Here is a 25,299-nt window from a genome sequence, read left to right on the forward strand (position 1 = left end):
GGGGGACAAGGTGACCAAGCCAACGGTGGCCCTGTTCGACTACGGCTCGGGCAACCTCCGCTCGGCCTTCCGCGCCCTCGAGCGCGCCGGAGCCGGCGTCGAGCTCACCAGCGACCTCGACGCGGCCCGCCGCGCCGACGGGCTCGTCGTGCCCGGCGTCGGCGCGTACGCCGCCTGCATGGAGGGCGTCCTCAAGAGCGGCGTCGACGCCGTCGTCCGCGAGCGCGTCGCCGCCGCGGCCCCCGTCCTCGGCATCTGCGTCGGCGAGCAGATCCTCTTCGAGGAGGGCATCGAGCACGGCGTCCGCACCCGCGGCGTCGGGGTCCTCGAAGGCCGGGTCGACCTCGTCGAGGCCGACCGCATCCCGCACATGGGCTGGAACACCGTCCGCGCCGACGAGGGCATGCGCCTCTTCCGCGGCATCGGGTCCGAGGAGCGGTTCTACTTCGTGCACTCCTACGCCGCCAAGGCCGTCCCGCCGGGTGCGAAGGCCGCGATCGCCGTCCACGGCGAGCCGTTCGTGGCCGCCGTCGAGCGCGGTGCGCTCGCGGCCACCCAGTTCCACCCCGAGAAGTCCGGCGACGCCGGGTACGCACTGCTGTCCAACTGGATCAAGGATCTCTGACATGACCGAACTTCAGCTCCTGCCGGCCGTCGACGTCACCGGCGGCAAGGCCGTCCAGCTCGTCCAGGGCGTCTCGGGCTCGGGCAAGCAGTACGGCGACCCGCTGGAGGCGGCCCTCGAGTGGCAGCGCCAGGGCGCGGAGTGGCTGCACCTGGTCGACCTCGACGCCGCCTTCGGGCGCGGCTCCAACCACGAGCTGCTCGCCCAGGTCGCGAGCAAAGTGGACATGCAGGTCGAGCTGTCCGGCGGCATCCGCGACGACGAGACCCTCAAGCGCGCCCTGGACGCCGGGGTCCGCCGGGTCAACATCGGCACCGCGGCCCTGGAGGACCCGGAGTGGTGCGACCGCATCTGCGGCGAGTACGGCGACCGGGTCGCCATCGGCCTCGACGTCAAGGGCGACCGCCTGGCCGCGCGCGGCTGGACCCGCGAGGGCGGCGAGCTCTTCGAGACCCTCGACCGCCTGGAGCGCGCCGGGTGCGCCCGGTACGTGGTGACCGACGTGAACAGCGACGGGATGCTCTCGGGCCCGAACACGGACCTGCTGCGCCGGGTCTGCGCGGCCACCGACAAGCCGGTCATCGCCTCCGGCGGCGTGTCGTCGCTGGACGACCTGCGGGCGCTGGCGGCGCTCACGGCGATCGGCGTGGAGGGCGCGATCGTGGGAACCGCGCTGTACGAGCGTAACTTCACGGTCGCTGAGGCGTTGAACCTCTTGAAGGGCATGTAACCACAGGGGAGGCGCGCATGGCTCTGGTCGAACGGGTTCCGGAGACCGGTCCGTGGGCGCAGCTCTACGGGTACTCGCGCGCCGTGGCCGTGGGCCCGCTCGTGGTCACGAGCGCGTGCACCGCCGACGTCGAGGCGCGGCCGCACCTCCAGGGCGATCCCGCCGGGCAGGCCCGCGAGGCGTTCCGGACCGCGCTCGACGCGATGGTCCACGCCGGCGCGGGCGTCTCCGACGTGGTGCGCTCCCGCCTCTATGTGACCGACCCGGCCCACGCCGACCCGGTGGGCCGGGTCCACGGCGAGTTCTTCGGCGTCGTCCTGCCGACCGCCACCGTGGTCATCGTCACCGGCCTGTTCCACCCCGGCCAGCTCGTGGCCGTGGAGCTGGAGGCCTTCCGCGCCTGGCGCGACATCGACTGACCGGCACCGGCGCGGGTGTGGCGCCGGACCCAGCGGGCATCCTCGACACCGTGGCACCCCGATGCCCGAAATGTGCAGGCGCTCCCGTTCGATGCGCGATGATTCGGGGTGTTACGCCGCCTGGCGGCTTAACGACCGTTCAGTAGACTTGGACCCGAGCCGGACCGTGGCTCACCGAGTCTCGCCAAAAGTGAGGTGTCACCGTGGACGCTGAAGAGATCGCCGAGGGCCGCGAGCGCTGGGAGAAGCGCTACGCCTCCGCCGCCAAACGCGACGCCGACTTCACGACCCTCTCGGGTCTGGAGGTCGAGCCCGTCTACGGCCCGCCCGAGGGCACCGCCGACCCCCGCATGTCCCGCATCGGCTGGCCCGGCGAGTTCCCGTACACGCGCGGGCTCTACCCCACCGGCTACCGCGGCCGGCAGTGGACCATCCGCCAGTTCTCCGGCTTCGGCAACGCCGAGCAGACGAACGCCCGCTACAAGATGCTCCTGGGCGCGGGCGGCGGCGGCCTGTCCGTCGCGTTCGACATGCCCACGCTCATGGGCCGCGACTCCGACGAGCCGGCGTCCCTCGGCGAGGTCGGCCACTGCGGCGTCGCGATCGACTCCACCGCCGACATGGACCGCCTCTTCGACGGCATCGACCTCGGCGGCGTCACCACCTCCATGACCATCTCCGGGCCCGCGATCCCGATCTTCTGCATGTACCTGGCCGCGGCCGAGCGCCAGGGGGTCGACCTCTCGACCCTCGACGGGACGCTCCAGACCGACATCCACAAGGAGTACATCGCGCAGAAGGAGTGGCTGTTCCCGCCCGAGCCGCACCTGCGGCTCATCGGCGACCTCATGGCCTACTGCGCCGAGCACATCCCGCGCTACAAGCCGCTCTCGGTCTCCGGCTACCACATCCGCGAGGCCGGCTCGACCGCCGCGCAGGAGCTCGCGTTCACCCTCGCCGACGGTTTCTCCTATGTGGAGCTCGGCCTGTCGCGCGGGCTCGACGTCGACGTCTTCGCGCCCGGCCTGTCGTTCTTCTTCGACGCGCACATCGACTTCTTCGAGGAGATCGCCAAGTTCCGCGCCGCCCGCCGCATCTGGGCGCGCTGGCTGCGCGACGTCTACGGCGCCGAGACCGAACGGGCCCAGTGGCTCCGGTTCCACACCCAGACCGCCGGCGTCTCGCTGACCGCGCAGCAGCCCTACAACAACGTGGTCCGCACCGCCGTCGAGGCGCTCGCGGCCGTCATGGGCGGCACGAACTCCCTGCACACCAACGCCCTCGACGAGACGCTCGCGCTGCCCACCGACCAGGCCGCCGAGATCGCCCTGCGCACGCAGGCGGTCCTGCGCGACGAGACCGGCGTGACCAACGTGGCCGACCCGCTCGGCGGCTCCTGGTACGTCGAGGCGCTCACCGACCGGATCGAGGCCGAGGCCGAGCAGCTGTTCCTCCAGATCCTCGCCCTCGGCGGCGAGTCCGGCGAGGCCGGCGCCGACGCGGCCGCCGTCGCCCGCGGGGCCGCGGGCGACCACGCGATCGGCCCCGTCACCTCCGGCATCCTCCGCGGCATCGAGGAGGGCTGGTTCAACGCCGAGATCGCCGAGGCCGCCTTCACCTACCAGCGGCAGCTGGAGGACGGCACCAAGCACATCGTCGGCGTCACCGAGCTGACGAACACCGTCACCTCCGACCTGGAGATCCTCCGCGTCTCCGGCGACGTCGAGCACGGCCAGAACGCGCTCCTGTCCGAGCGCCGCGCCGGCCGCGACAACGCCGCCGTCGCCCGCGCGCTCGCCGACATCGTCACCGCCGCACAGGGAACCGAGAACCTCATCGGCCCGATCCTGAAGGCCGCCCGCGCCGAGGCGACCCTCGGGGAGATCTGCGGCGTGCTCCGCGAGGAGTGGGGCGAGTACCGGGAGAACGCCGCCATCTGACCAGGTCCGCGCAATGTTCACGTTCCGGCATTGCCCCCGAACCCCCGCAAGGCCTACACTGGGGGAGTCAAGTACCTATATGGGGCAACATGCTTCAAACCGATGTCCACTAGGGCAGGAGGGCGATCGCATGGGAGACAAGCAGACCGAACGCAACCGACGAAACTCAGATGAATACGCGCACCTGGCGCCGCTGTTCCGGGAGCTCGCCTCGCTCGACGAGGGCGACCCCCGGCGCGCACACGTCAGAGAGCGGCTCGTCACCGGGCATCTCCCGCTCGCCGAGCACATCGCGCAGCGCTTCTCCGGCAAGGGGATCGCCAAGGACGACCTCGTGCAGGTCGCCTCCGTCGGCCTCATCCACGCGGTCGACCGCTTCGACCCCGGACTCGGGACCGACTTCCTGTCGTACGCGGTGCCGACCGTCATGGGCGAGGTCCGCCGCCACTTCCGCGACACCAGCTGGCCCATGCGGGTGCCGCGGCGCCTCCAGGAGCTGCGGATCTCGCTGAACCGGGCCGGCGCGGAGCTCTCGCAGCGGCTCGGCCGGCCGCCGACCGACGCGGAGACGGCGGCGCACCTCGGCATCACCGAGGCCGAGGTCCTGGAAGGCCTCGAGGCCCGCCAGGCCTACCGGGCCGTCTCGCTCGACGAGGCCCCGTTCGCCGACGACGACCGCACCACGCTCGCCGACGCCGTCGGCGGCGAGGACACCGCACTCGGGCTCGTGGACGACCACGAGTCCCTGGTGCCGCTCATCCAGGAGCTCCCGGAGCGCGAGCAGCGGATCCTCGCCCTGCGCTACTTCGGCGACATGACGCAGACGCAGATCGCCGAAGCGGTCGGCATCTCGCAGATGCACGTCTCACGGCTCCTCCACCGCACGCTCGACGAACTGCGCGAAGGCCTCGACCGGCCCCCGGAACCCGACCGCTGACGCACCGACGCGAGGGGGCGGCGGGTCCGACCGGACCCGCCGCCCCCTCGCGTCGCGGCCTCACACGTCGCGATGCGAGAGCGCGTCCCGGATGTGGTCGACCAGCCCGACGCCCGGCCCCACGACCAGGTTCGCCGGGGTCGAGTCGGGCGCGTGTGGATGCGGCCGCGTCGGCGCGAAGTCCTTCGCCGCCAGCACCTTGAAGCCCAGGTCCTGCAGCTCCTCGGCGTCGCAGGCCGCGGCCAGGCGGGGGAGGAGGTGCGCCTCCTCGTCGGCGACGTGCCCGCGCACGCCCGCGATGAGCCGCTCCAGGAGCGGCTCGAAGTCGAAGTCGGCGGGCCCGCGGGAGTCGAGGGCCTTCATGACCTCCTCGGCCTCGGCGTACGCCGCCAGCTCGCGCTCGACGACGGCGTCGCCGTCCTCCAGGCGCTTGCGGATCACCGGGTGCACGAACTGCTCCTGCACCACGGCGTGGCGCACCAGCTCGGCGGTGACGTGGTCGACGAGCGCCTTGCGGCCGACCGGTTCGTCGGCGCTGGCCTCCAGCTGCTCGAAGGCGGCCTCGAAGGTGCGGTGGTCGGCCTCGACCACGCGGATGAGGTCGGTGTCCTGCTGTTCGATCTGGGGCATCGCTGCCTCCTTGGGGTGTCGGGGGCCTCGGGGGCCGGAGTCGCGGATCGGACTGGTCGAGGGAGGGAGTGGGGAGGGCCGCCGCGTCCCCCGTCGGCGGCCCTCCCGGTTCCGGTCAGGAACGGATGGACTCCACGAGCCCGCCGGTGACGGACTCGGGCATCCGGTGCGAGACGTCCTGGAGCGAGATGATGCCGACCAGGCGCTGCCCGTCGATGACGGGGATGCGGTTGACCTGGTGCTCCTTCATCTTCGCGATGGTGATCTCCACGTCCTCGCCGGCGTCGGCGAGGACCAGGTGCCCTTGCGGGAGCCGGTCGATCGTGTACGACTCGGCGTCCTCGCCGGCGGCCATGACGTGCAGGACCAGGTCGCGGTCGGTGACCATGCCCTTGAGCTTGTCGTCCTCGCCGCAGACCGGCAGGGCCCCGATGTTGAGCTCGGCCATGAGCCTCGCGGCGTTGCCGGCCGTGTCGGTGGCCTTCACGCAGGTACATCCGGTGTGCATGAGATCGCGTGCGGTTGCCATGCGGTTCCTCCCCTTGACTCGGTTCGACCGAACCGTGAACGTCCCTCGATCTTCTCCGGATACCCGCGCGGGCGGGCGATAAGCGCCGAATCAGGCCAGGAGCCGCTGCGCCGCGTGGACGATCGCCGCCGCGTCGATCCCCGCGGCCGCCAGCTGCTCGGCGGGCCCGGCCGAGCCGGGCATGCCGTGCACGGCGAGCTTCGCGAACCGCACGTCGGGGACCCGCCCGGCCACGGCGTCGAGGACGGCGTCCCCGAGGCCGCCGACCGGCCGGTGGTCCTCGACGGTGAGCACGCGGCCGGTGTCGGCCGCCGCCTGCCTGACGACCGCCGCGTCGAGCGGCTTCACCGAGTACGCGTCGATGAGGCGCACCGGGACGCCGTCCTGCACGAGCTGCTCGGCCGCCTTCAGGCTCTCCGAGACGGTGATCCCGGCGGCGACGATCGCGATCCGGTCGTGCGGCGACCCCAGCAGCGTCTTCGAGCCGCCCACGGGGAACAGCTCGTCCTCCCGGTAGATCACCGGCGTCTCGGCGCGCGTGGTCCGCAGGTAGCTGATGCCCGGCAGGTCCGCCATCGTCGCGGTCAGGTGCGCGGCCTGGTTCGCGTCGCACGGGTACAGCACCACGCTGCGCCACAGCGCCCGCATCATCGCCAGGTCCTCCAGGCCCATCTGGCTCGGGCCGTCCCGCCCGATCGACACGCCCGCGTGCGAGCCGACGATCCGCAGGTCGGAGCCGCTGATCGCGGCCATCCGCAGGAAGTCGTGGGCGCGGGTCAGGAACGCCGCGAACGTCGCCGCGTACGGGATCCAGCCCTGCGTGTGCAGGCCCACGGCCGCGGCGATCATCTGCTGCTCGGCGATGTAGCACTCCACGAACCGGTTCGGGAACGCCTTCGCGAACCCGGCGGTCCGGGTCGAGTCCCCGACCTCGCCGTCGAGCACGAGCACGTCGGGGTCGGACTCGCCGACCGCCTCGAGGCCCTTGCCGAACCCGTCGCGGGTCGCGGCCGTGATCCCGACGGGGAACGCCGGCAGCGCCAGCGGCATCGTCTCGCCGCGCCGCCGCGGCTCCGACGGCCGCGGCGGGCTCACGCGCACCGTCGCCGACCGGACGCCGCCGAGCTCGACCACGGCCTTCTCCGGCTCCGGGAGCGGCTTGCCGTGCAGACCCTCCTTGTCCTCGGCGGCCGCGACGCCCTTGCCCTTGCGGGTCCGCGCGATGATCGCCGTGGGCCGGCCCTGCTCGGCCTCGGCGGCCGCGAGCGCCCGGTCGATCTCGGCCGGGTCGTGGCCGTCGATCTCCACCGTGTGCCACCCGAAGCACCCGATCCGCGCCGCGTACGCCGCGGTGTCCCACTCGAACCGCGTCGGCCCGGTCTGGCCCAGCCGGTTCACGTCCACGATCGCGCACAGGTTCCCCAGGCCCAGGTCGGACGCGGACGCGAACGCCTCCCACATGGAGCCCTCCGCGATCTCGCCGTCCCCGCACAGGACCCACACCCGCGCCGGCGACCCGCTCAGCCGTGCCCCCAGCGCCATTCCGACGCCGATCGGCAGGCCCTGCCCGAGCGACCCGGTCGCGACGTCGACCCACGGCAGGCGCGGCGTCGGGTGCCCCTCGAGGTCCGAGCCGAGCCGCCGGTACGACATCAGGCGCTCCTCGTCGATCGCGCCGACCGCGCGGAGCATCGCGTACAGCAGCGGCGAGGCGTGCCCCTTGGAGAACACCAGCCGGTCGTTCCCGGGCCGCTGCGGGTGCTCGAAGTCGTAGTGCAGGTGCCCCGACAGCAGCCCCGCCATGAGGTCCGCGGCCGACATCGAGGAGGTCGGGTGGCCCGACCCCGCCCGGGCCGAGGCGCGCACCGCGTCCACCCGCAGCTGCTGCCCGAGCTCCGCCAGTCCGGAGATCCGATCGTCGACGACACCCATCTTCGCTCCCTCCGCTGCCTGCTCAGGGGATCGGGCTACCCGCCCCGGACCGGCCGAAACGGGCCGCGCGCGGCGCCCGGAGGTTTCCGCCGCGCCCTGCCGGGAACCCGGAGCGCATCGGACCGGCTCAGTACCGCGGAGGTGAGAGGGCCATGCCGAAGGAGTGGACGAAGAAGGACGAGCGCAAGTACCGGCACATCCGGGACGGCGCCGAGGAGCGCGGCGAGAGCGAGGACCGCGCCGAGGAGATCGCCGCGCGCACGGTGAACAAGCAGCGGGCGCGGGAGGGCAGGACCAAGACCGCGAGCCGCGCTTCCACCGAGGACATGTCCTCGTCCAAGCGCGGCGGGCAGCGCTCGCACTCGGGGCCCAAGGGCCGCACCAAGGAGCAGCTGTACCAGGAGGCGCGCCGCAAGAACATCGCGGGCCGGTCGAAGATGAGCAAGGCCCAGCTCCTGCGCGCCGTCGAGCGCGAGAAGTGAGAGGTGTGACATGGCGCTCCGACACGACACCGAGACCCTCGCCGGCGAGCAGATCCGGCGCGACCGCCGCGTCTGGGGGCACGACGACCGCTCGGTCGGCCACCTCGTCGGCGATCTGACCTCCGAGGTGGCGCGCCTCGCCCGCGCCGAGGCGCAGCTGGCCGCCCGCGAGGTCGCCGAGAAGGCGAAGACGGGCGCCAAGGGCGGCGGCATGTTCGCCGCGGCCGGCGTGTTCGCCCTGTACGGCGGGGCCGCGTTCGCACTCGCGGCGGGCATCGCGCTCGCCCTGGTGTGGCCGGCGTGGCTGGCCGCGCTGACCGTCGGCGTGCTCCTGTTCGCGATCGCGGGCATCGCGGCCCTGACCGGCAAGTCGATGCTCAAGCGGGCGATGCCGCCCGTGCCCGACGAGACCATGGAACGCGCCCGGGAAGACGCCCGGGCCCTGCGAGGAGGGATGAACCGATGACCTCGATGAACACGCAAGCCGGGATGCCGCCCGGGACCGGCCTGGTGCCGCCCCCGTCGACCGGCATGCCCTACGAGCCCGACGTCGGCGTGGTCCGCCGCGACGAGGCCGCCGAGCTCGAGCACCGCCACGAGTGGGCCGAGCACGACGAGGGCGCGGCCGAACCCGAGCACCCCGCCACCACCGACGAGCTCAAGCGCGAGGCCGAGCAGGCCCGCAACAACATCAACGACGCGGTGCTGGAACTGCGCGAGCGCCTCGGCCTCAGCCCCGACGCCGCGCACGCCCACGGGCCCTTCGCGCCCGTCAGGCGTCACCCGTTCACCGTGGCCGTCGCCGCGGCCGGCGCCGTGACCACCGCGGTCGTCACCGTCGCGGTCACCCGCGGCCACCGCAAGGCTGAGAAGCGCACGGCCCGCGGCAGCGCGAAGATCGCGGCCGCGAGCGCCGCGAACGCGGTCAAGCACGGCGGCGAGGCCGCCAGGCTCGCCGCGGGCGACGCCTTCAAGCGCACCCGCCGCAGCCGCCGGAACGCCGGCAAGCAGCTCGACCGGGCCGCGGCCGCGATCAGCGCCGCCGCCGGCCGCATCCGCCCCAAGCGTCGCTCCAAGGTCCGTCGCCTCCTGCACCGTTAAACGGCGGACCCGCTCCGTGCCCCTGCCGGCCATGGCCGGCAGGGGCACGGGCGTGCCTGGGTCCGCGCCGGGCGCGCCGGCGGGGCGTGCCCGGGCGGGACTTGGAAAGGTGAACGGAGGGTCTTCGCAAAACGGACATCGACGGGCCCCCGGCATCAACCCTGCACGCGGGGTCCGACAACGCGGTCCGGGACCCGGCCGCCCGCTGCCCCGCGGCCGGGCGGGACGTCCGTCACATCACGGTGCGTGAGACGGCCCGGACCGTCCCCGGGCGGCTCCGGATCGGGGCGGCATGTCCGCTTTCTTCGGCGGAACGCGTGACCGCCACTGGTACCGAACGTGCGAATGCGTTAGGTTGTGGGGGGTCCACCCGTGTGCAACCGTCATCCGTCGTGCGCGCAGCGGGCTCACCGCGCTTCACCGCGGGGGACTCCCCGCATGTGAACGGTCACTTCTGATGAACGAGCATCCCCAAGGAGGCCGCAAATGACTGGCAGCGACAACGGTGCCGTTGCTATCGGGATCGACTTCGGCACCCTCTCGGGCCGCGCCGTCGTCGCGTCGGTAGCCGACGGCCGCGAACTCGCCAGCGCCGAGCACGTCTACGAGCACGGCGCCATCGAGGAGTCCCTCCCCGGCTCCGGCGTCCGCCTCCCGCGCAGCTGGGCCCTCCAGTCCCCGCAGGACTGGGTCGACGTCCTCAAGCACGCCGTGCCCGCCGCGCTCGCGGCCGCCGGCGTCAGCGCCGACCAGGTGGTCGGCGTCGCGACCGACTTCACCGCGTGCACGATCCTGCCGACCACCGCCGACGGCACCCCGCTGTGCGAGCTCGACGAGTACCGCGACCGACCGCACGCGTGGCCCAAGCTGTGGAAGCACCACGCCGCCCAGGGCCAGGCCGACCGCATCAACGCGGTCGCGGCCGAGCGCGGCGAGTCGTGGCTGCCCCGCTACGGCGGCAAGATCTCCTCGGAGTGGGCCTACGCCAAGGGCCTCCAGCTCCTGGAGGAGGACCCCGAGCTGTACGCCCGCGCCGACCGCTGGATCGAGGCCGCGGACTGGATCATCTGGCAGCTGTGCGGCGAGGAGACCCGCAACTCCTGCACCGCCGGGTACAAGGGCATCGTCCAGGACGGGCAGCGTCCCTCCCGCGAGTACCTCGCGGCCCTGAACCCCGAGTTCGCCGACTTCAACGCGAAGATGGAGCACCCGCTCTCGGCGCTCGGCGACAAGGCCGGCGGGCTCACCGCGCAGGCCGCGGCCTGGACCGGCCTGAACGAGGGCACCGTGATCGCCGTCGGCAACGTCGACGCGCACGTCACCGCCGCCTCGGCGAAGGCCGTCGGCGCCGGCCAGATGGTCGCGATCATGGGCACCAGCACCTGCCACGTCGTCAACGGCGAGGAGCTGAAAGAGGCCCAGGGGATGTGCGGCGTGGTCCGCGACGGCATCACCAAGGGCCTGTGGGGCTACGAGGCCGGCCAGTCCGGCGTCGGCGACATCTTCGCCTGGTTCACCAAGAACGGCGTCCCGGCCTCCTACACCGAGGAGGCCGCGAAGCGCGGGATCTCCATCCACGAGCACCTGACCGAGCTCGCCGCCGCGCAGCCCGTGGGCGCGCACGGCCTGGTCGCGCTCGACTGGCACTCGGGGAACCGCTCGGTCCTGGTCGACCACGCCCTGCACGGCGCGGTCCTGGGCCTGGGGCTCCAGACCAAGCCCGAGGAGATCTACCGCGCGCTGGTCGAGGCGACCGCGTTCGGGACCCGCATGATCGTGGAGACGCTCGTCAAGGCGGGCGTGCCGATCGAGGAGTTCGTGGCCGCGGGCGGCCTGCTGAAGAACAAGTGGCTCATGCAGACCTACGCGGACGTGCTGCGCATGCCGATCACGGTCCTCACCTCCGAGCAGGGTCCGGCGCTGGGCTCGGCGATCCACGCGGCCGTGGCCGCGGGCGTCTACCCGGACATCCACGCGGCCTCGGCGGCCATGGGCAAGGTCGAGCGGAACGCGTACGTGCCCGACGAGGCCCGCGCCGACGCGTACGACCGGCTGTACGCGGTCTACGAGGAGCTGCACGACCACTTCGGCCGCGGCGGCTCGCGCGCACTGCACACGCTGAACGAGATCGCGACGGAGGCGACGAAGTGACGTACACGTCCACACCCGAGGTCCAGGAGATGAAGGCGCGCGTGTGCGCCCTCCACGCCGAGCTCCTGCGCTGGGGGCTGGTGACCTGGACCAGCGGGAACGTCTCGGGCCGCGTCCCGGGGACCGACCTGATCGTCATCAAGCCGAGCGGGGTCTCCTACGACGACCTGGCGCCCGAGCTCATGGTGGTGACCGACCTCGACGGGAAGATCCTCGAAGGCGACCTCGCCCCGTCCTCCGACGCGGAGAGCCACAACGAGGTCTACCGGCGGATGCCTGAGACCGGCGGGGTCGTGCACACGCACAGCCCGTACGCGACGGCGTGGGCCGCGCGGGCCGAGCCGATCCCGTGCGTGCTGACGGCGATGGCCGACGAGTTCGGCGGGGAGATCCCGCTGGGCCCGTTCGCGCTCATCGGCTCCGACGCGATCGGCAAGGGGATCGTGGAGACGCTCCGGGGCCACCGGTCCCCGGCGGTCATCATGCAGAACCACGGCGTGTTCACGATCGGCAAGGACCCGAAGTCGGCCGTGAAGGCCGCCGTCATGACCGAGGATGTGGCGCGCACCGTCCACATCTCGCGCCAGCTCGGCGAGCCCGTGCCGATCCCGCAGGCGGACGTCGACCGGCTCTACGACCGCTACCAGAACGTCTACGGCCAGCAGCCGGCCCCGAAGGAGCAGTAGGAAGCAATGGGAAACAAGGAACTCTGGTTCGTCACCGGCAGCCAGCACCTGTACGGGCCCGAGGCGATCGAGCAGGTCGCGCAGAACTCGGCCGACATCGTGGCGGGCCTGGACGGCGCCGCCGCGATCCCGGTGAAGGTCGTCGCGAAGCCGGTCCTGACCACGCCCGAGGAGATCCGGCGGGTCCTGCTGGAGGCCAACTCGGCCGACGAGTGCATCGGCGTGATCGCCTGGATGCACACGTTCTCGCCCTCGAAGATGTGGATCGCGGGCCTCGGCGCCCTCCAGAAGCCGCTGCTGCACCTGCACACGCAGCACAACCGCGACCTGCCGTGGGCCGACATCGACATGGACTTCATGAACCTGAACCAGGCCGCCCACGGCGACCGCGAGTTCGGGTACATGCTCACGCGCCTGCGCCACCGCCGCAAGACCGTGGTCGGCCACTGGGGCGACCCGCAGGTCCAGGAGCGCGTGGGCAACTGGGCCCGGGCCGCCCTGGGCTGGAACGAGGTCCAGAACCTGAAGCTGGTCCGCTTCGGCGACAACATGCGGTACGTGGGCGTCACCGAGGGCGACAAGGTCGAGGCGCAGATCCGCCTCGGCGTCGAGGTGAACACGTACGGCGTCAACGAGCTGGTCGAGCGCGTCGCGTCCATCGAGGACAAGGCCGTCGACGAGCTGGCCGCGGTGTACGAGGCCGACTACGACGTGGTGCCCGAGCTGCGTGCGGGCGGCGAGCGCCACGAGTCGCTGCGCGACGCCGCCCGCATCGAGCTGGGCCTGCGCTCGGTCCTGGAGGAGCACGGCGCGAAGGCGTTCACGGACACCTTCGAGGACCTCGGGAAGCTCAAGCAGCTCCCGGGCATCGCGGTGCAGCGCCTCATGGCCGACGGCTACGGCTTCGGCGGCGAGGGCGACTGGAAGACCGCGGTCCTGGTGCGCCTCATGAAGGTCATGGCGACCGGCCTCGACGGCGGCACCTCCTTCATGGAGGACTACACCTACAACCTCGGCTCGGAGACCCCGCAGATCCTGGGCGCCCACATGCTCGAGGTGTGCCCGACGATCGCGTCCGAGCGGCCCAAGGCCGAGATCCACCCGCTCGGCATCGGCGGCAAGGAGGACCCGGTCCGCCTGGTCTTCACCGCCCCGCCCGGCCCGGCGCTCATGGTCGGCCTGCTCGACCTCGGCACCCGCCTGCGCCTGGTCGCGAACGAGGTCGACGCGGTCGAGCCCGACGAGGACCTCCCGAACCTGCCGGTCGCCCGCGCCGTGTGGGTGCCCCGCCCGGACCTCCAGACCTCGGCCGAGGCCTGGCTGACCGCCGGCGGCCCGCACCACACGTCGTTCACGCAGGCGTTCGGCCGCGAGGTCATGGAGGACTTCGCCGAGATCGCCGGCGTCGAGCTGGTGACCATCGACGGCGGCACCACCGCCCGCGAGTTCAAGCAGGAGCTGCGCTGGAACCAGGTGTACCACCACCTGGAGGGCGGCATCTAGGTCGCCGCTGCGATCTGCGCCCCTGAACAGGGGAGACACGTCAGGAGGGCGGGCCCGCGGGCCCGCCCTCACCGCGTCTGTCGCACCCCGCTGGAATGCTTCGGGCATGAACTCGACGTTCCAACTCGTGATCGACTGCGCCGACCCGCAGCGGATGGTGGCGTTCTGGGCCGGGCCCCTGGGCTACGAGCCCGAGCCGCCGCCGGAGGGCCACGCCTCCTGGCGCGCCTACTGGGCCGCGATGGGCGTGCCCGACGAGGAGCTGCCGCCGCCCGACGCCGGCGACGTCCCGGACTCGATCGTGGACCCCGCGGGGCACGGCCCCCGGATCTGGTTCCAGCAGGTCCCGGAGCCGAAGTCCCGCAAGAACCGCTGGCACCTCGACCTGAAGCCCGGCGGCGGCCGCTCCGTCCCGCTGGAGGAGCGGCGGCGGCGCGTGGACGCCGCGGTGGCCGGCCTGGTCGACGCCGGCGCCACGGTGCTGCGGGTCATGGACCGGCCCGACCAGGGGCAGTACGCCGTCGCGCTCCACGACCCCGAGGGCAACGAGTTCGACGTGGTCTGAGCTCAGCCGCCCTGGAGGCGGTCCCCGACCCACCCGGGGTCGAGGATCGCGTCCCAGGCGATCTCGGCGGCGCCGGTCAAGGGGCCGGCGTCGCCGACCGTGCCGGCGACGATCTGCGGCGGCTCGTCGCGGCGGAACGCCATGAGGCCCTCGGCGCAGTGCGCCTCGATCACCTCGCGGCGCAGCCGGATCAGGTCGACGCCCAGGCCCGAGAGGCTGATCGCCTCCGGGTCGAGGGCGTTCGCCAGCGCGCCCAGGCCCCTCCCGAGGGCCGCCGCGTTCGCGTCGACCGCCGCGGCGGCCTCCGCGTCGCCGTCCTCGGCGCGCCGCAGGATCTCGCGGGCGAGGCCGCGGCCCTCGCCGTAGCCGGGGCGGCCGCCGAAGCGGCGGACGAGCGCGTTCGCGCCCACGTCGAGGCTCCAGCAGCCGCGCACCCCGCACATGCACTCCAGGTCCGACCCGGTGAGCGGCATGTGCCCGAACTCGCCCGCGATGTTGTGCCCGCCGCGCTGGGCGTCGCCGCCCAGCAGGAGGGTGCCGCCGATGTCGAAGTCGATGTGAAAGTGCATCGCGGTCCCCTTGCCGCGCAGCGCGCCCCGTCGCGCCTCGGCGAGCCCGGCGAGGCGCGCGTCGTTGTCGACGACCGTCGGCGGCCAGCCGTCGCCGACGAGCGCGCCGAGGTCCACCTCGTCCCAGCCGAGGTGCGAGATGTGGAGGCGGCGGCCGTCGCGGATCGGGCCCGAGGTGGCGAGGCCGACGACCGCGAGCCGGTCCGTGGCGTGCCGCCCGACCGCCTGCCGGATCTCCTCGAACACGCGCGGGGTCCGGTCGTGCTCGCCGCCGTCGAGCTCGGTGGCCGCGCCGCCGAGCCCGACCGACGCGAGGGTCCACGAGTCCTCGCGGAAGTCCACCGCGAACGCAAGGGGCCCTTCGGGATGGGGGACCAGCAGCGTCGTCGGCCGCCCGCGTCCGCCGGTCTCGGCCGGGACCTCGTGCAGCAGTCGCGCCCGCTCCAGCTCGCCGACGAGCGCGCCGGCGGTGTTGCGGCCGATGCCGAGCAGCCGCGCGGCCTCGGCCCGGGTGAACGGCGCGGGGGCGTCGTGGACGGCGCGCAGGAGCCGGACTTGGTTGAGGGTCCTCAGATCGGCGCTCGTCATCGTCTGCGGCATGGGGGGATTATGCCAGCCCCGCGAATTTGCGTCGGCCGCGAACATAACTCTTGACGGGCCGACCCGGCCCTTGTTATGTTCCTACCGAGAACAAAACTCTTGCCCGCCACGACTCGGAACCGGGAACCCATGACCGACCCCACCGCCCTCCGCCGCGCCCGCCTCGGCCTCCACGGCGCCTTCGCCACCTCCGGCTTCGTCATGGGCGCCTGGGCCGCCTCCCTTCCGGGCGTCGACGCCCGCCTCGGCCTCGGCGAAGCCCGGCTCGGCACCGCGCTCCTGCTCATCCAGCTCGTCGGCCTCGCTTCCATGGCCCTCGCCGGACGCATCGCCGACCGGATCACCTCCCGCAGGCTCCTCCTCTGGACCGCCCCCGCCACCCAGCTTGTCCTCATCGCCCCCGCCCTCGCCCCGAACTACGCCACCCTCCTCGCCGGCGCCGCCCTGTACGGCGTCGGCGTCGGCTTCATCGAGGTCGGCATCAACGCCCACTCCGTCGAACTCGAACAGCGGTACGGACGCCCGATCATCTCCGCCTTCCACGGCCTCTGGAGCCTCGGCAGCGCCGCCGCCGGCGCCCTCACCTCGGTCTGCCTCGTCCTCGGCTTCGGCAACCAGGCCATCCTCATCGCCGCCGCGGTCCTCAGCACCGCCGCCATGGCCATCAGCACCCGCCCCCTCCTGCCGCCCCAGGACACCGCGAGCGCGACCCCGGGCGCCGCTGCCGCCGCCCCCGCCGCGAAGATCGGCGCCGCCCTCCTCGCCGCCCTCTTCCTCCTCGGCCTCGGCGGCCACCTCGTCGAATCCGGCGCCATCGACTGGGCGAACCTCCACGCCGCCAACGTCCTCCGCGCCGACGACGCCCTCGCGCCCCTCTCCTACACCGTCTTCGCCGTCGCCATGACCGTCTTCCGCCTCCTCGGCGACCCCATCCGCGGCCGACTCGGCCCCGGCCGCACCCTCCTGTGGGCCGGCGCCCTCGCCGTCCTCGGCTACGCCCTCGTCCTCGCTTCCGCCGCCGCCGGCGGCCTCCCGCTCGCCTGGACCGGCTGGACCCTCGCCGGCACCGGCATCGCCCTCATGGTCCCCGTCCTGTTCAGCGCCATCGGCCAGGCCGGAGGCACCCCCTTGAACGTCGCCCTCGTCTCCATGTCCGGCTCCACCGGCCTCCTCCTCGGCCCCGCCGCCATCGGCTACCTCGCCGAAGGCACCAGCCTGACGATCGGACTCCTCGTCCCCGCCGCCCTCGCCGCGTTCATCGTCGTCGGCGGCCCCCGCACCATGCGCCGCCTGGCGCGGCGAGCACCACACCCCGCGCCCGTCGCGGCCGAGGCCGGCGCTCACGTATAGTTGCCCACGCAGAAGGGGAGTAGCTCCCAACGCTGCGGTCGACACACTGGCTCCCCGGAGCCCGGCCGCACGGCCTCGGTCCCCGAGGCGAGCGAGACCTTCGACCAAGGCCGTACGGCCGGGTCGAGGTCCCTGTGTCCCCTCCTCCCGGCCTGAACACTGGGAGGATCACCCTCAATGGAAGCACTGCTCATCGCCGCCGGCGTCGCCTTCGGCGCGATCTTCGTCGGCGAACTCGGCGACAAGAGCCAGCTCATGGCCCTCACCTTCGCCACCAGGTACCGGCTCCGCACCGTCGTCCTCGGACTCGTCATCGCCATCGGCGCGCTCATCGGCCTCTCCGTCGGCGTCGGCGCCGCCGTCGGCAACCTCCTCCCCACCGACTGGATCCGGCTCGCCGCCGCCGTCATGTTCATCGGCTTCGGCCTCTGGGGCCTGCGCGGCGGCCAGGACGACGAGGACGACGACGGCCCCGTCAAGGAGCGCCGCTCCGGCCTCCTCACCGTCGTCACCGCCATGTTCCTCGCCGAGTTCGGCGACAAGACCATGATCATCGCCATGGGCCTCGGCTCCAGCTACCACGGCTGGGGCGTCTGGATCGGCGGCACCCTCGGCATGCTCGCCGCCGACCTCCTCGCCGTCTTCGCCGGCGCCTGGGTCGCCAAGCGCATCCCCGAGAAGGTCGTCCGCTACGTCTCCTCCGGACTGTTCCTCGTCATCGGCGTCCTGCTGGGCGTCGAGGCCGCGACGGCGCTGGCGGGATAGGCTGGCAGTCATGCCGAAAACGGACGAGATCGTGGACACCGCCGTCATCTACACCGACGGGGCCTGCTCCGGCAACCCCGGCCCCGGCGGATGGGGCGTGTACTTCCAGTGGGGCGGCCACGAGAAGGAGCTGTACGGCTCCGACAAGGCCACCACCAACAACCGCATGGAGCTCATGGCCGCCATCCAGGCCCTCGAGACCCTGAAGCGGCCGATGAAGATCGTGCTCTACACCGACTCGTCGTACGTCCGCAACGGCATCATGACCTGGATGAACGGCTGGAAGCGCAACGGCTGGGTCAACTCCAAGAAGGAGCCGGTCAAGAACGCCGACCTGTGGCGCCGCCTCGACGAGGCCGCCGCCCGCCACGAGGTCGACTGGCGCTGGGTCAAGGGCCACGCCGGCGACCCCGGCAACGAGCGCGCCGACAAGCTCGCCTGCCAAGGCCGCGACGAGGCCGCCGGACGCCGCTGAACCCGGCCCCGGACCGTGGCCGACGGGCCACAGCGGGCCCGGCCCGCGCCGCCGATCCCCGATGAGAATGGAACAATCACCACCATGAGCGACCAGGTACCGTCACGATTCTCCGGAGGCGTCGACCTCAGCACCCTCGCCGCCGCCGCACAGGCGCAGCAGGCCGCAGCGCAGGGCGCGCCCGGCGGCCCGGGCGTCCTCGCGATCGACGTCACCGACGCCACGGTCCAGACCGAGGTCCTCGAGCGCTCACTCGACGCGCTCGTCGTCGTCGCGTTCTGGGCCGACCAGGTCCCCGAGAGCCTCCAGGTCCGCGACCTCCTCGGACAGCTCGCCGGCGAGGCCGGCGGCGCCTGGGTCTACGCCCGCGCCGACGTCCTCCAGAACCAGCAGCTCGCCGCCGCGCTCCAGCTCCAGGCCCTCCCCGCGGTCGTCGCCCTCGCCCAGGGCCGCCCGCTCGACCTGCTCCAGGGCCCGCAGACCGAGCAGGGCCTGCGCCAGTGGATCGGCCGCATCACCCAGGCCGCCGGACTCGACGTCCCCCAGCCGGTCGACCCCGAGCTCGCCGGCGCCGAGAACCTCATGATCGAGGGCGACCTCGACGGCGCCGAGGCCGCGTACGACAAGTACCTGAAGAACCACCCCGCATCCGGCGAGGCCGAGGCCGGGATCGCGCAGGTGCGCATGCTCCGCCGCGTCGGGGCGCTCCCCGACAACGCGGTCGAGCTCGCCGACGCCGACCCCGACGACATCGACGCCGCGCTCGCCGCGGCCGACATCCAGCTCCTCTCCGGGCAGGCCGAGGCCGCGTACGACCGCCTCATCAAACTCGTCGCCAAGCACTTCGGCGAGGACCGCGAGCGCGTGCGCAAGCGCCTCGTCGAGCTGTTCACCGTCGCCGGGGCCGACGACCCCGCCGTCGCCAAGGCCCGCCGCAAACTCAGCGCCGTCCTCTTCTGACACCGGAACCCAAGCGCCGCAAGCGCCTTCGAACCTCCACGGCACACTTGCGTCGTGGAGGTTCGGCTGTTCGGAGGAGGTAGATCACCTGGTGCCGCGGCGTTCGCTGTGCCAAGCTAGCTGGACAGCGAAAGGTGGGAGGTGAACGGTGCCGGCGACTCGGACGAGACGCGTGGCCGTCCTCGACGCGCCGTCGAACCTCGGACTCCGACCGCCCACCCCGCACACCGTCCCCGGCGCCGCGAAAGCCCCCGGAGCCCTTCGCGACCACCGCCTCCTCTCGCGCCTCAACGCCCTCGACGCCGGCTGCCTCACCCCGCCGCGCTTCGACGCCTCCCCCTGGCGCCCCGGCGACGGCGTCGGCCAGGCCAAGGCCATTGCCGAGTACACCCGCCGCCTCGCCGACCGCGTCGAGCGCCTGTGGCAGGAGCGGCGGTTCCCCCTGGTCCTCGGCGGCGACTGCTCCGTCCTCCTCGGCCCCGCCCTCGCGGCCCGCCGCCGCACCGAGCGCGACCGCAAGCCCCGCGGCCTCGTCTTCATCGACGCCCACTCCGACTTCCGCCACCCCGGCAACTCCCAGTACGTCGGCGCCGCCGCCGCCGAGGAGCTCGCGCTCGCCACCGGCCGCGGCCAGCCCGACCTCACCGACATCGGCGGCCTGCGGCCCTACGTCGACACCGACCACCTGGTCATGCTCGGCCTGCGCGCCGACGACCCGCACCGGGTCGAGCTGGAGGCCACCGGCATCTCGCTGCGCACCGTCCCGGCCCTCCGCGCCGGCGGCGTCGGCCGCAGCGCCGAGTGGGCCCTCGACTCGCTCGGCGACGTCGCCACCTTCTGGCTCCACGTCGACGTCGACGTCCTCGACCCCTCCGTGATGCCCGCCGTCGACGGCCCCGCGCCCGGCGGGATCTCCCTCGGCGAACTCAGCCAGATCGTCGCCACCTGCGCCGCCGACGACCGCTGCGCCGGCATGGACTTCACCGTCTTCGACCCCGACTACGACCCCGACGGCGAGTACGCGAAGGCGCTGGCCGACCTCCTCGTCGAAGCCCTCCAATAGCGCGACACCGCCGAACCGCGGCCCCGTGACCTCGCGGGCCCCGATGCCCATGGCCGGCGTCCTGCCGGGCGCATCCCTGCTCGGTGGGCTGGACCGCGGAGTAATTGTGTTGATCTTTCACTCTCGCGCATAGGAACATGGACCACGCAACCCGGCCAGTTGTCCACAGTGTCCCCTCCGAGAGGAGCCCCTCCATGTCCTTCACCGAACTCGCGTCCAAAGCGGCTCCGATCCGCCTGTGGGGCGACGTCGACGCCGTCGAGCCCCAGGCGAAGGGGCAGTTGTACAACATCGCCAAGCTGCCGTGGGTGCACGGCGTCGCGGTCATGCCCGACGTCCACTACGGCATCGGCGCGACGGTCGGATCGGTCATCGCCATGCGCGGCGCGGTCTCCCCGGCGGCCGTCGGCGTCGACATCGGCTGCGGCATGACGGCCCAGCGGACCTCGCTGACCGCCGAGGACCTGCCCGACGACCTGGGGCGCCTGCGCTCGAAGATCGAGGCGGCGATCCCGGTCGGCCAGGCGATGCACAAGAGCTCGGTCGACCTCGGCCACCTCAAGACCGGCCTCCACGGCTGGCACGAGTTCTGGTCCGGCTTCGACGACCTCGCCCGCTCGGCGGCCCGCCGGGCCGAGGCGAAGGCGATGAAGCAGCTCGGCACCCTCGGCGGCGGCAACCACTATATTGAGCTTTGTCTATCTGATGACGGCGAGGTGTGGATGATGCTGCACTCCGGTTCCCGCTACATCGGCAACGCCCTCGCGCAGCACCACATCGAGAAGGCGAAGGGCCTGCCGCACAACGCGGACCTGCCCGACCCCGATCTCGCCGTGTTCATCGCCGACACGCCGCAGATGGAGGAGTACCGGCGCGACCTGTTCTGGGCCCAGGAGTACGCCCGCCGCAACCGCGCCGTCATGATGGCGCTGTTCCGGCAGGTGATGACGAAGCGGTTCCCCAAGGCCCGCTTCGACCCCGAGATCTCCGTGCACCACAACTACGTGGCCGAGGAGACCCACGACGGCCAGGAGCTCCTGGTGACCCGCAAGGGCGCCATCCGGGCCGGTCTGGGGGACATGGGGATCATCCCGGGCTCGATGGGCGCCTCGAGCTTCATCGTGCGCGGCCTCGGCAACGCCGACGCGTACGAGTCGGCCTCCCACGGCGCCGGCCGCAAAATGAGCCGCAGCGCGGCGCGCAAGCGCTTCACCGTCGAGGACCTCATCGCGCAGACCGAGGGCGTCGAGTGCCGCAAGGACTCCGGCGTCATCGACGAGATCCCCGGCGCCTACAAGGACATCGAAGCGGTCATGGCGGCCCAGTCCGACCTCGTCGAGATCGCGGTCCGCCTGCGCCAGGTCATCTGCGTCAAGGGCTGACCGTCGGCCTGAGCGGGTCGGGAAGCACGGTGCTTCCCGGCCCGCTTCGTATCAGGCCGCAGGCTTGTCGAGGACCGCCCTGGCGTAGACGGCGGGTGCGCCGGTAAACGGCTGTCGCCGGGGGCGGTGCGCTGATTATGCTGCTCGGCGTGGAGTTCGAGGGATTCGCAGGGAGGGACCACCGCGCGGTGGCCGGGAGACTGCTCGCCGACGGCTGGAACGTCTGCGGCATCGGGGACTGGGCGCACGTCTGGAAGTCGCCGGACGGGCGGCTTGTCGCCCGCGTCTGCGCCTTCGAACCCGGGTACGGGGTGTTCGTCGACCTGTGCCGGGCCCTGCCCGGGCATCCCATGCTGCCGTCGATCCGCTTCGACGCCGGGCTGCCCGGCGGCGGGCGGGTCACCGTCATGGAGGCCCTGCTGCCCGCTTCCGACGAGGAGCGCGCCTCGGTCACCGCGCGGTGGGACGCCGCGGTCCCCGGCGACCCGGTCTCCGCGCTGCGCAGGGAGGCCGAGCGGCTGAACGCCGAGGCGGCCGGGTCCGTGCCGTTCTGGGGCGGGCTCGACCGGAACCCCGGGAACGTCATGCGGCGGGCCGACGGCGAGCTGGTCATCGTGGACCTGTTCTACGCCGAAGGGCGGGCGATCTACGGCGCGCTCATGGAGGACCCCGCGAAGGTCGCCGCCGCGTTCCCCGCCGGCGAGCGGGTCCACATCTGCGAGATCGCCGTGCTCGCCCGCGAGTCCTCGCCGGAGGAGCTCGCCGCGCTCAAGGCGGCCGCCGCCTCCATCGCGTAAGGACCGGAGGTCACCGCCCGGCCTCGCCGGTGCTGATGAGCGGCATCAGGATGTGGTCCAGGAACTCGTCGACGACCTCGTCGGTCGGCGACTCCGCGCGGGTGAGGAAGTAGTGGGTGAGGAGCGCCGGGGCGAGGTTGACCACGCGGGGGTGGAGGGCCTCGGGCCTGACCGTGCCGCGCGCGACGCCGTCCTCGTAGATCTTCGCGAAGATCCGTATGCGCGGCGTCTCGATCCTGGTGCGCAGCTCCTCGGTGACCTCCGCGGGCGTGCTGCGCAGCTCGCCGATCCAGCCGCGGATCGCCTCCCCGAACGGCGTCGCCTGCTGGGCCGCGATGTGCCGCATCACCTTGACGAGGTCCCCCCGCAGGTCGCCGCTGGGCTCGAACTCGGGCTCGACCTCGGTGGCCTTGTACCGGGCGGCGGCCTGGATGAGCCGGGCCCGGTCGGGCCAGCGCTTGTACAGCGACGCCTTGCCGGCCTTGGCGCGGGCGGCGACCGCCTCCATGCGGACGTTGGCGTACCCGACCTCGGCGAGCTCGGCCAGCGCGGCGTCGAAGATGGCGTGCTCCAGGTCGTCGCCGCGTCGGCGGCCTGGTGTGGATTCGGTCACCACGATCCTTTCAATAGTGAACGTTGCGTTCACTAAATGCTAGCTTGAAATAAGAGACGCGCCGTTCACTAAACTCGCGCCCTCCGGAAACCACCACGAACCGGGCCGCCGAGCCGTCGCGCTCTGCGGCCTTCCCTCCCGAAACACCATAGGAGGCAGTCCTTTGACCGCCGTATCCGACGCTCCGCCACAGGCGCCGATGACCCACCGGGAGGTCCTCCGGGCCCTCTCCGGCCTGCTCATGGTCCTGTTCGCCGCGATGGTCTCGTCGACCGTCGTCTCCGTCGCCCTCCCGCAGATCGTGGGCGACCTCGGCGGCAGCCAGTCCCAGTACACCTGGGTCGTCACCGCGACCCTCCTCGCGAGCACCGCCTCCACGCCGGTGTGGGGCAAGCTCGCCGACCTGTTCGACAAGAAGCGCCTGCTCCAGATCGCCATCGTGATCTTCGCCGCCGCCTCGCTGGCGTGCGGCCTGGTGCAGAACACCGAGCAGCTCATCGCCCTCCGCGCCGTCCAGGGCCTCGGCATGGGCGCCCTCCAGGTCCTCGTGCAGGTCATCATCGGCGCGATGGTCAGCCCGAAGGAACGCGGACGCTACAACGGCTACCTCGGCGGCGTCATGGCCGTCTCGACCGTCGGCGGCCCGCTCCTGGGCGGCGCGATCACCGACGCGGACTGGCTCGGCTGGCAGTGGTGCTTCTTCCTCGCCGTCCCGATCACCGTGATCGCCTTCGCGATGCTCTCGCGCACCCTGCACCTCGAGCAGGTCAAGAACACCGAGACGAAGGTCGACTACCTCGGCGCGGTCCTCATCGCGGCCGGCGTCAGCCTGCTGCTCCTGTGGGTCACGTTCGTGGGCGACGACTTCGAGTGGATCTCCTGGCAGACCCTCGCGATGGCCGGCGGCGCGGTCGTGATCCTCGCCGCGGCGGCGCTGGTGGAGACCCGCGTCAGCCAGCCGGTGGTCCCGCTGCACGTCCTCAAGCGCCGCGACCCGGCCCTCGCCACGGTCGCGAGCCTCGCGGTCGGCATGGCGATGTTCGGCGGCTCGGTCTTCCTCGGCCAGTACTTCCAGGTCTCGCGCGGCTTCTCGCCGACCGAGGCGGGGCTGCTGACGATCCCGATGATGTTCGGCGTGCTCGTCGCCTCGGCGGGCGCGGGGCGCATGGTCTCGAAGTCGGGCCTCGTGAAGCCGTACATCATCACCGGCACGCTGGTCCTGACGGCCGGGTTCGCGATGCTCGCGACCATCGACCACGAGACGTCCCTGGTGTTCATGGGCTTCGGGATGTTCGCCGTCGGCGTCGGCGTGGGCATGTCGATGCAGAACCTGGTGCTGGTGGTCCAGAACTCGGTGCCGCTGCGCGAGCTCGGCGCGGCCTCGGGCGCGATCACGTTCTTCCGCTCCCTGGGCGGCACGATCGGCGTCTCCGTCCTGGGCGCGGTCCTCGCGAACCAGGTCGCCGACAAGATCCGGGAGGGCCTGGCCGCCATCGGCATCGACGCCGCCGCGGCCGGCGGCTCCAGCTCCAGCCTCGACCTGGACGCCATGCCCGAGCCGATCGCCGAGATCGTGCGCGCCTCCTACGGCGACGCGACCGGCCACCTGTTCCTGATCTCCGCGTGCATCGCGGCCGCGGGCTTCATCGCCGCGCTGTTCCTCACCCCGGTCCGCCTCCGCGAGACCGTCGACCTGGTCGAGGAGATCGTGGTCGGCGAGGAGACCGTCCTCGGCGCGAAGTAGACGCGCGCGACGACTCCGGGCCCGAGCTGCACCCGCTCGGGCCCGGTCCGCGTCGCCGCGATGAATCCTCGCGACCCGGCTCGTCTCATCCGGTGCAACCGCCGCCGCGAGAAGGGACCGCGCATGCGCAAGGTCGTGCTGTACACGCTCATGTCGCTGGACGGAGCCGTCGACCATCCCGGTCGCTACTTCCCCGACACCGACCCCGCCGTACCCGGCGCGCCCGCCTTCGACCCGGTCATGATCGGACTGGAGTCCCGGATGACCGACAAGCAGGACGCGATCCTTCTGGGCCGCAACATGTTCGACGAATGGGCCCCGTACTGGCCGACCTCGGACGAGCAGCCGTTCGCCGACTTCATCAACGCCGTCCCCAAATACGTCGTCACCTCCCGGCCCCTCACCGAGACGTGGGGGACCGTCCACGCGGTCACCGGCCCGCTCGCCGACGCCGTGCGCGACCTCAAGTCCCGCCCCGGCGGCGACATCGGCATCCACGGCAGCATCCGGCTCGCCCAGTCGCTCCTGGCCGCCGGCCTCGTCGACGAGCTGCAGCTCGCCATCGGCCCGGTCCTCGACCCCGACGGCCGCCGCCTCTTCGAACGCAACGACGCCCGGCGCCGACTCACCCTCGTGAGCGCGGAGGCCACCCCGAGCGGCTGCATCTGGGCGGTCTACCGGGCCGCGAGCCGTCCTCCGGACGCTGACTGAGCCGAGATCGGGGCCGGACCGGCCCGCTCGCGCTCCACGC

The 25,299-nt window shown here is 72.5% G+C and carries 26 protein-coding genes; 21 read left to right on the forward strand and 5 right to left on the reverse strand.

Features of this window, described 5'->3' with window-relative positions:
* Positions 1-10: 10 nt before the first annotated feature.
* From hisH to ABD419_RS07245, 5 genes are all read left to right on the forward strand, one after another.
* Positions 11-625 (forward strand): imidazole glycerol phosphate synthase subunit HisH, encoded by a 615-nt coding sequence (gene hisH, locus ABD419_RS07225; protein WP_344483812.1) that lies wholly within the window; start codon positions 11-13, stop codon positions 623-625.
* A gap of 1 nt (position 626) precedes the next feature.
* A complete protein-coding gene (gene priA, locus ABD419_RS07230; protein WP_344483815.1) occupies positions 627-1,355 on the forward strand; it encodes a bifunctional 1-(5-phosphoribosyl)-5-((5-phosphoribosylamino)methylideneamino)imidazole-4-carboxamide isomerase/phosphoribosylanthranilate isomerase PriA in 729 nt (242 codons plus the stop codon).
* A 17-nt stretch (positions 1,356-1,372) separates the two neighbouring features.
* Positions 1,373-1,774: a Rid family hydrolase gene (locus tag ABD419_RS07235; protein ID WP_112133881.1), complete on the forward strand. Its 402-nt coding sequence runs from the start codon at positions 1,373-1,375 to the stop codon at positions 1,772-1,774.
* Positions 1,775-1,977: 203 nt separating this feature from the next.
* A complete protein-coding gene (gene icmA / locus ABD419_RS07240; RefSeq protein WP_344483822.1) occupies positions 1,978-3,714 on the forward strand; it encodes a coenzyme B12-dependent isobutyryl-CoA mutase large subunit in 1,737 nt (578 codons plus the stop codon).
* A 130-nt stretch (positions 3,715-3,844) separates the two neighbouring features.
* Positions 3,845-4,651 carry an RNA polymerase sigma factor SigF gene (locus tag ABD419_RS07245; protein WP_344483825.1) on the forward strand — a complete coding sequence of 269 codons (807 nt, stop codon included), beginning with the start codon at positions 3,845-3,847 and terminating at the stop codon, positions 4,649-4,651.
* 60 nt (positions 4,652-4,711) lie between these two features.
* On the opposite strand, the gene ABD419_RS07250 is transcribed toward ABD419_RS07245, so the two are convergent.
* From ABD419_RS07250 to ABD419_RS07260, 3 genes are all read right to left on the reverse strand, one after another.
* Positions 4,712-5,281 carry a hemerythrin domain-containing protein gene (locus ABD419_RS07250; RefSeq protein ID WP_344483828.1) on the reverse strand — a complete coding sequence of 190 codons (570 nt, stop codon included), beginning with the start codon at positions 5,279-5,281 and terminating at the stop codon, positions 4,712-4,714.
* A gap of 115 nt (positions 5,282-5,396) precedes the next feature.
* Positions 5,397-5,810 (reverse strand): CBS domain-containing protein, encoded by a 414-nt coding sequence (locus tag ABD419_RS07255; RefSeq protein ID WP_344483831.1) that lies wholly within the window; start codon positions 5,808-5,810, stop codon positions 5,397-5,399.
* Positions 5,811-5,900: 90 nt separating this feature from the next.
* Positions 5,901-7,742 (reverse strand): transketolase, encoded by a 1,842-nt coding sequence (locus ABD419_RS07260; RefSeq protein ID WP_344483834.1) that lies wholly within the window; start codon positions 7,740-7,742, stop codon positions 5,901-5,903.
* A gap of 152 nt (positions 7,743-7,894) precedes the next feature.
* On the opposite strand from ABD419_RS07260, the gene ABD419_RS07265 reads away from it, so the two are divergent.
* The 7 genes from ABD419_RS07265 (at position 7,895) to ABD419_RS07295 (ending at position 14,230) form a co-directional block, all read left to right on the forward strand.
* Positions 7,895-8,224: a plasmid stabilization protein gene (locus ABD419_RS07265; RefSeq protein ID WP_344483837.1), complete on the forward strand. Its 330-nt coding sequence runs from the start codon at positions 7,895-7,897 to the stop codon at positions 8,222-8,224.
* 10 nt (positions 8,225-8,234) lie between these two features.
* Positions 8,235-8,690, forward strand: a complete 456-nt coding sequence (locus ABD419_RS07270; protein ID WP_344483839.1) for a phage holin family protein — start codon at positions 8,235-8,237, stop codon at positions 8,688-8,690.
* Positions 8,687-9,325, forward strand: coding sequence for a hypothetical protein (locus tag ABD419_RS07275; RefSeq protein WP_344483842.1), 639 nt, complete (start codon positions 8,687-8,689; stop codon positions 9,323-9,325). The genes ABD419_RS07270 and ABD419_RS07275 overlap by 4 nt, the downstream gene beginning before the upstream one ends.
* 486 nt (positions 9,326-9,811) lie before the next feature.
* The gene (araB, locus tag ABD419_RS07280) at positions 9,812-11,476 is read left to right on the forward strand and encodes a ribulokinase (protein ID WP_344483845.1); all 1,665 of its coding nucleotides are present in this window, start codon (positions 9,812-9,814) and stop codon (positions 11,474-11,476) included.
* On the forward strand, positions 11,473-12,162 hold the full coding sequence (locus ABD419_RS07285; RefSeq protein ID WP_344483848.1) for an L-ribulose-5-phosphate 4-epimerase: 690 nt from the start codon (positions 11,473-11,475) through the stop codon (positions 12,160-12,162). Before araB ends, ABD419_RS07285 begins: the two co-directional genes overlap by 4 nt.
* Positions 12,163-12,168: 6 nt before the next feature.
* Positions 12,169-13,665, forward strand: a complete 1,497-nt coding sequence (gene araA, locus ABD419_RS07290) for an L-arabinose isomerase (RefSeq protein ID WP_344483851.1) — start codon at positions 12,169-12,171, stop codon at positions 13,663-13,665.
* A 106-nt stretch (positions 13,666-13,771) separates the two neighbouring features.
* Positions 13,772-14,230 (forward strand): VOC family protein, encoded by a 459-nt coding sequence (locus ABD419_RS07295; protein WP_344483854.1) that lies wholly within the window; start codon positions 13,772-13,774, stop codon positions 14,228-14,230.
* 2 nt (positions 14,231-14,232) lie between these two features.
* Here ABD419_RS07295 and ABD419_RS07300 read toward each other — a convergent pair whose 3' ends face one another.
* Positions 14,233-15,399, reverse strand: coding sequence for an ROK family transcriptional regulator (locus ABD419_RS07300; protein ID WP_344483857.1), 1,167 nt, complete (start codon positions 15,397-15,399; stop codon positions 14,233-14,235).
* Between the two features lie 129 nt (positions 15,400-15,528).
* On the opposite strand from ABD419_RS07300, the gene ABD419_RS07305 reads away from it, so the two are divergent.
* The 7 genes from ABD419_RS07305 to ABD419_RS07335 all read left to right on the forward strand — a co-directional run bounded on the left by ABD419_RS07305 (position 15,529) and on the right by ABD419_RS07335 (position 22,191).
* Complete coding sequence (locus tag ABD419_RS07305) at positions 15,529-16,749, forward strand: MFS transporter (RefSeq protein ID WP_344483860.1); 1,221 nt, start codon at positions 15,529-15,531, stop codon at positions 16,747-16,749.
* Positions 16,750-16,926: 177 nt separating this feature from the next.
* Positions 16,927-17,514 carry a TMEM165/GDT1 family protein gene (locus tag ABD419_RS07310; RefSeq protein ID WP_344483863.1) on the forward strand — a complete coding sequence of 196 codons (588 nt, stop codon included), beginning with the start codon at positions 16,927-16,929 and terminating at the stop codon, positions 17,512-17,514.
* A gap of 10 nt (positions 17,515-17,524) precedes the next feature.
* Positions 17,525-17,989, forward strand: coding sequence for a ribonuclease HI (gene rnhA, locus ABD419_RS07315; protein WP_344483866.1), 465 nt, complete (start codon positions 17,525-17,527; stop codon positions 17,987-17,989).
* 84 nt (positions 17,990-18,073) lie between these two features.
* Entirely contained in the window at positions 18,074-18,949 is an 876-nt protein-coding gene (locus ABD419_RS07320; RefSeq protein WP_344483868.1) for a co-chaperone YbbN, read from the forward strand.
* Positions 18,950-19,121: 172 nt separating this feature from the next.
* On the forward strand, positions 19,122-20,012 hold the full coding sequence (locus ABD419_RS07325) for an arginase family protein (RefSeq protein ID WP_344483870.1): 891 nt from the start codon (positions 19,122-19,124) through the stop codon (positions 20,010-20,012).
* Positions 20,013-20,206: 194 nt separating this feature from the next.
* Positions 20,207-21,394, forward strand: coding sequence for an RtcB family protein (locus ABD419_RS07330; RefSeq protein ID WP_344483873.1), 1,188 nt, complete (start codon positions 20,207-20,209; stop codon positions 21,392-21,394).
* 149 nt (positions 21,395-21,543) lie between these two features.
* Positions 21,544-22,191: a hypothetical protein gene (locus ABD419_RS07335; RefSeq protein WP_344483876.1), complete on the forward strand. Its 648-nt coding sequence runs from the start codon at positions 21,544-21,546 to the stop codon at positions 22,189-22,191.
* 10 nt (positions 22,192-22,201) lie between these two features.
* Here the strand turns inward: ABD419_RS07335 and ABD419_RS07340 are convergent, their stop codons facing one another.
* Positions 22,202-22,804 carry a TetR/AcrR family transcriptional regulator gene (locus tag ABD419_RS07340; RefSeq protein ID WP_344483879.1) on the reverse strand — a complete coding sequence of 201 codons (603 nt, stop codon included), beginning with the start codon at positions 22,802-22,804 and terminating at the stop codon, positions 22,202-22,204.
* 199 nt (positions 22,805-23,003) lie between these two features.
* Here ABD419_RS07340 and ABD419_RS07345 point away from each other — a divergent pair, with 199 nt between their 5' ends.
* Together ABD419_RS07345 and ABD419_RS07350 are read left to right on the forward strand one after the other, a co-directional pair.
* Positions 23,004-24,548: an MDR family MFS transporter gene (locus ABD419_RS07345; protein WP_344485311.1), complete on the forward strand. Its 1,545-nt coding sequence runs from the start codon at positions 23,004-23,006 to the stop codon at positions 24,546-24,548.
* Positions 24,549-24,671: 123 nt separating this feature from the next.
* Positions 24,672-25,259, forward strand: coding sequence for a dihydrofolate reductase family protein (locus tag ABD419_RS07350; protein WP_344483881.1), 588 nt, complete (start codon positions 24,672-24,674; stop codon positions 25,257-25,259).
* The last annotated feature ends 40 nt before the right edge of the window (positions 25,260-25,299 follow it).

Origin of the sequence: Glycomyces endophyticus (genome assembly GCF_039531525.1) — a bacterium.
Classification (GTDB): Bacteria; Actinomycetota; Actinomycetes; order Mycobacteriales; family Micromonosporaceae; genus Glycomyces; species Glycomyces endophyticus.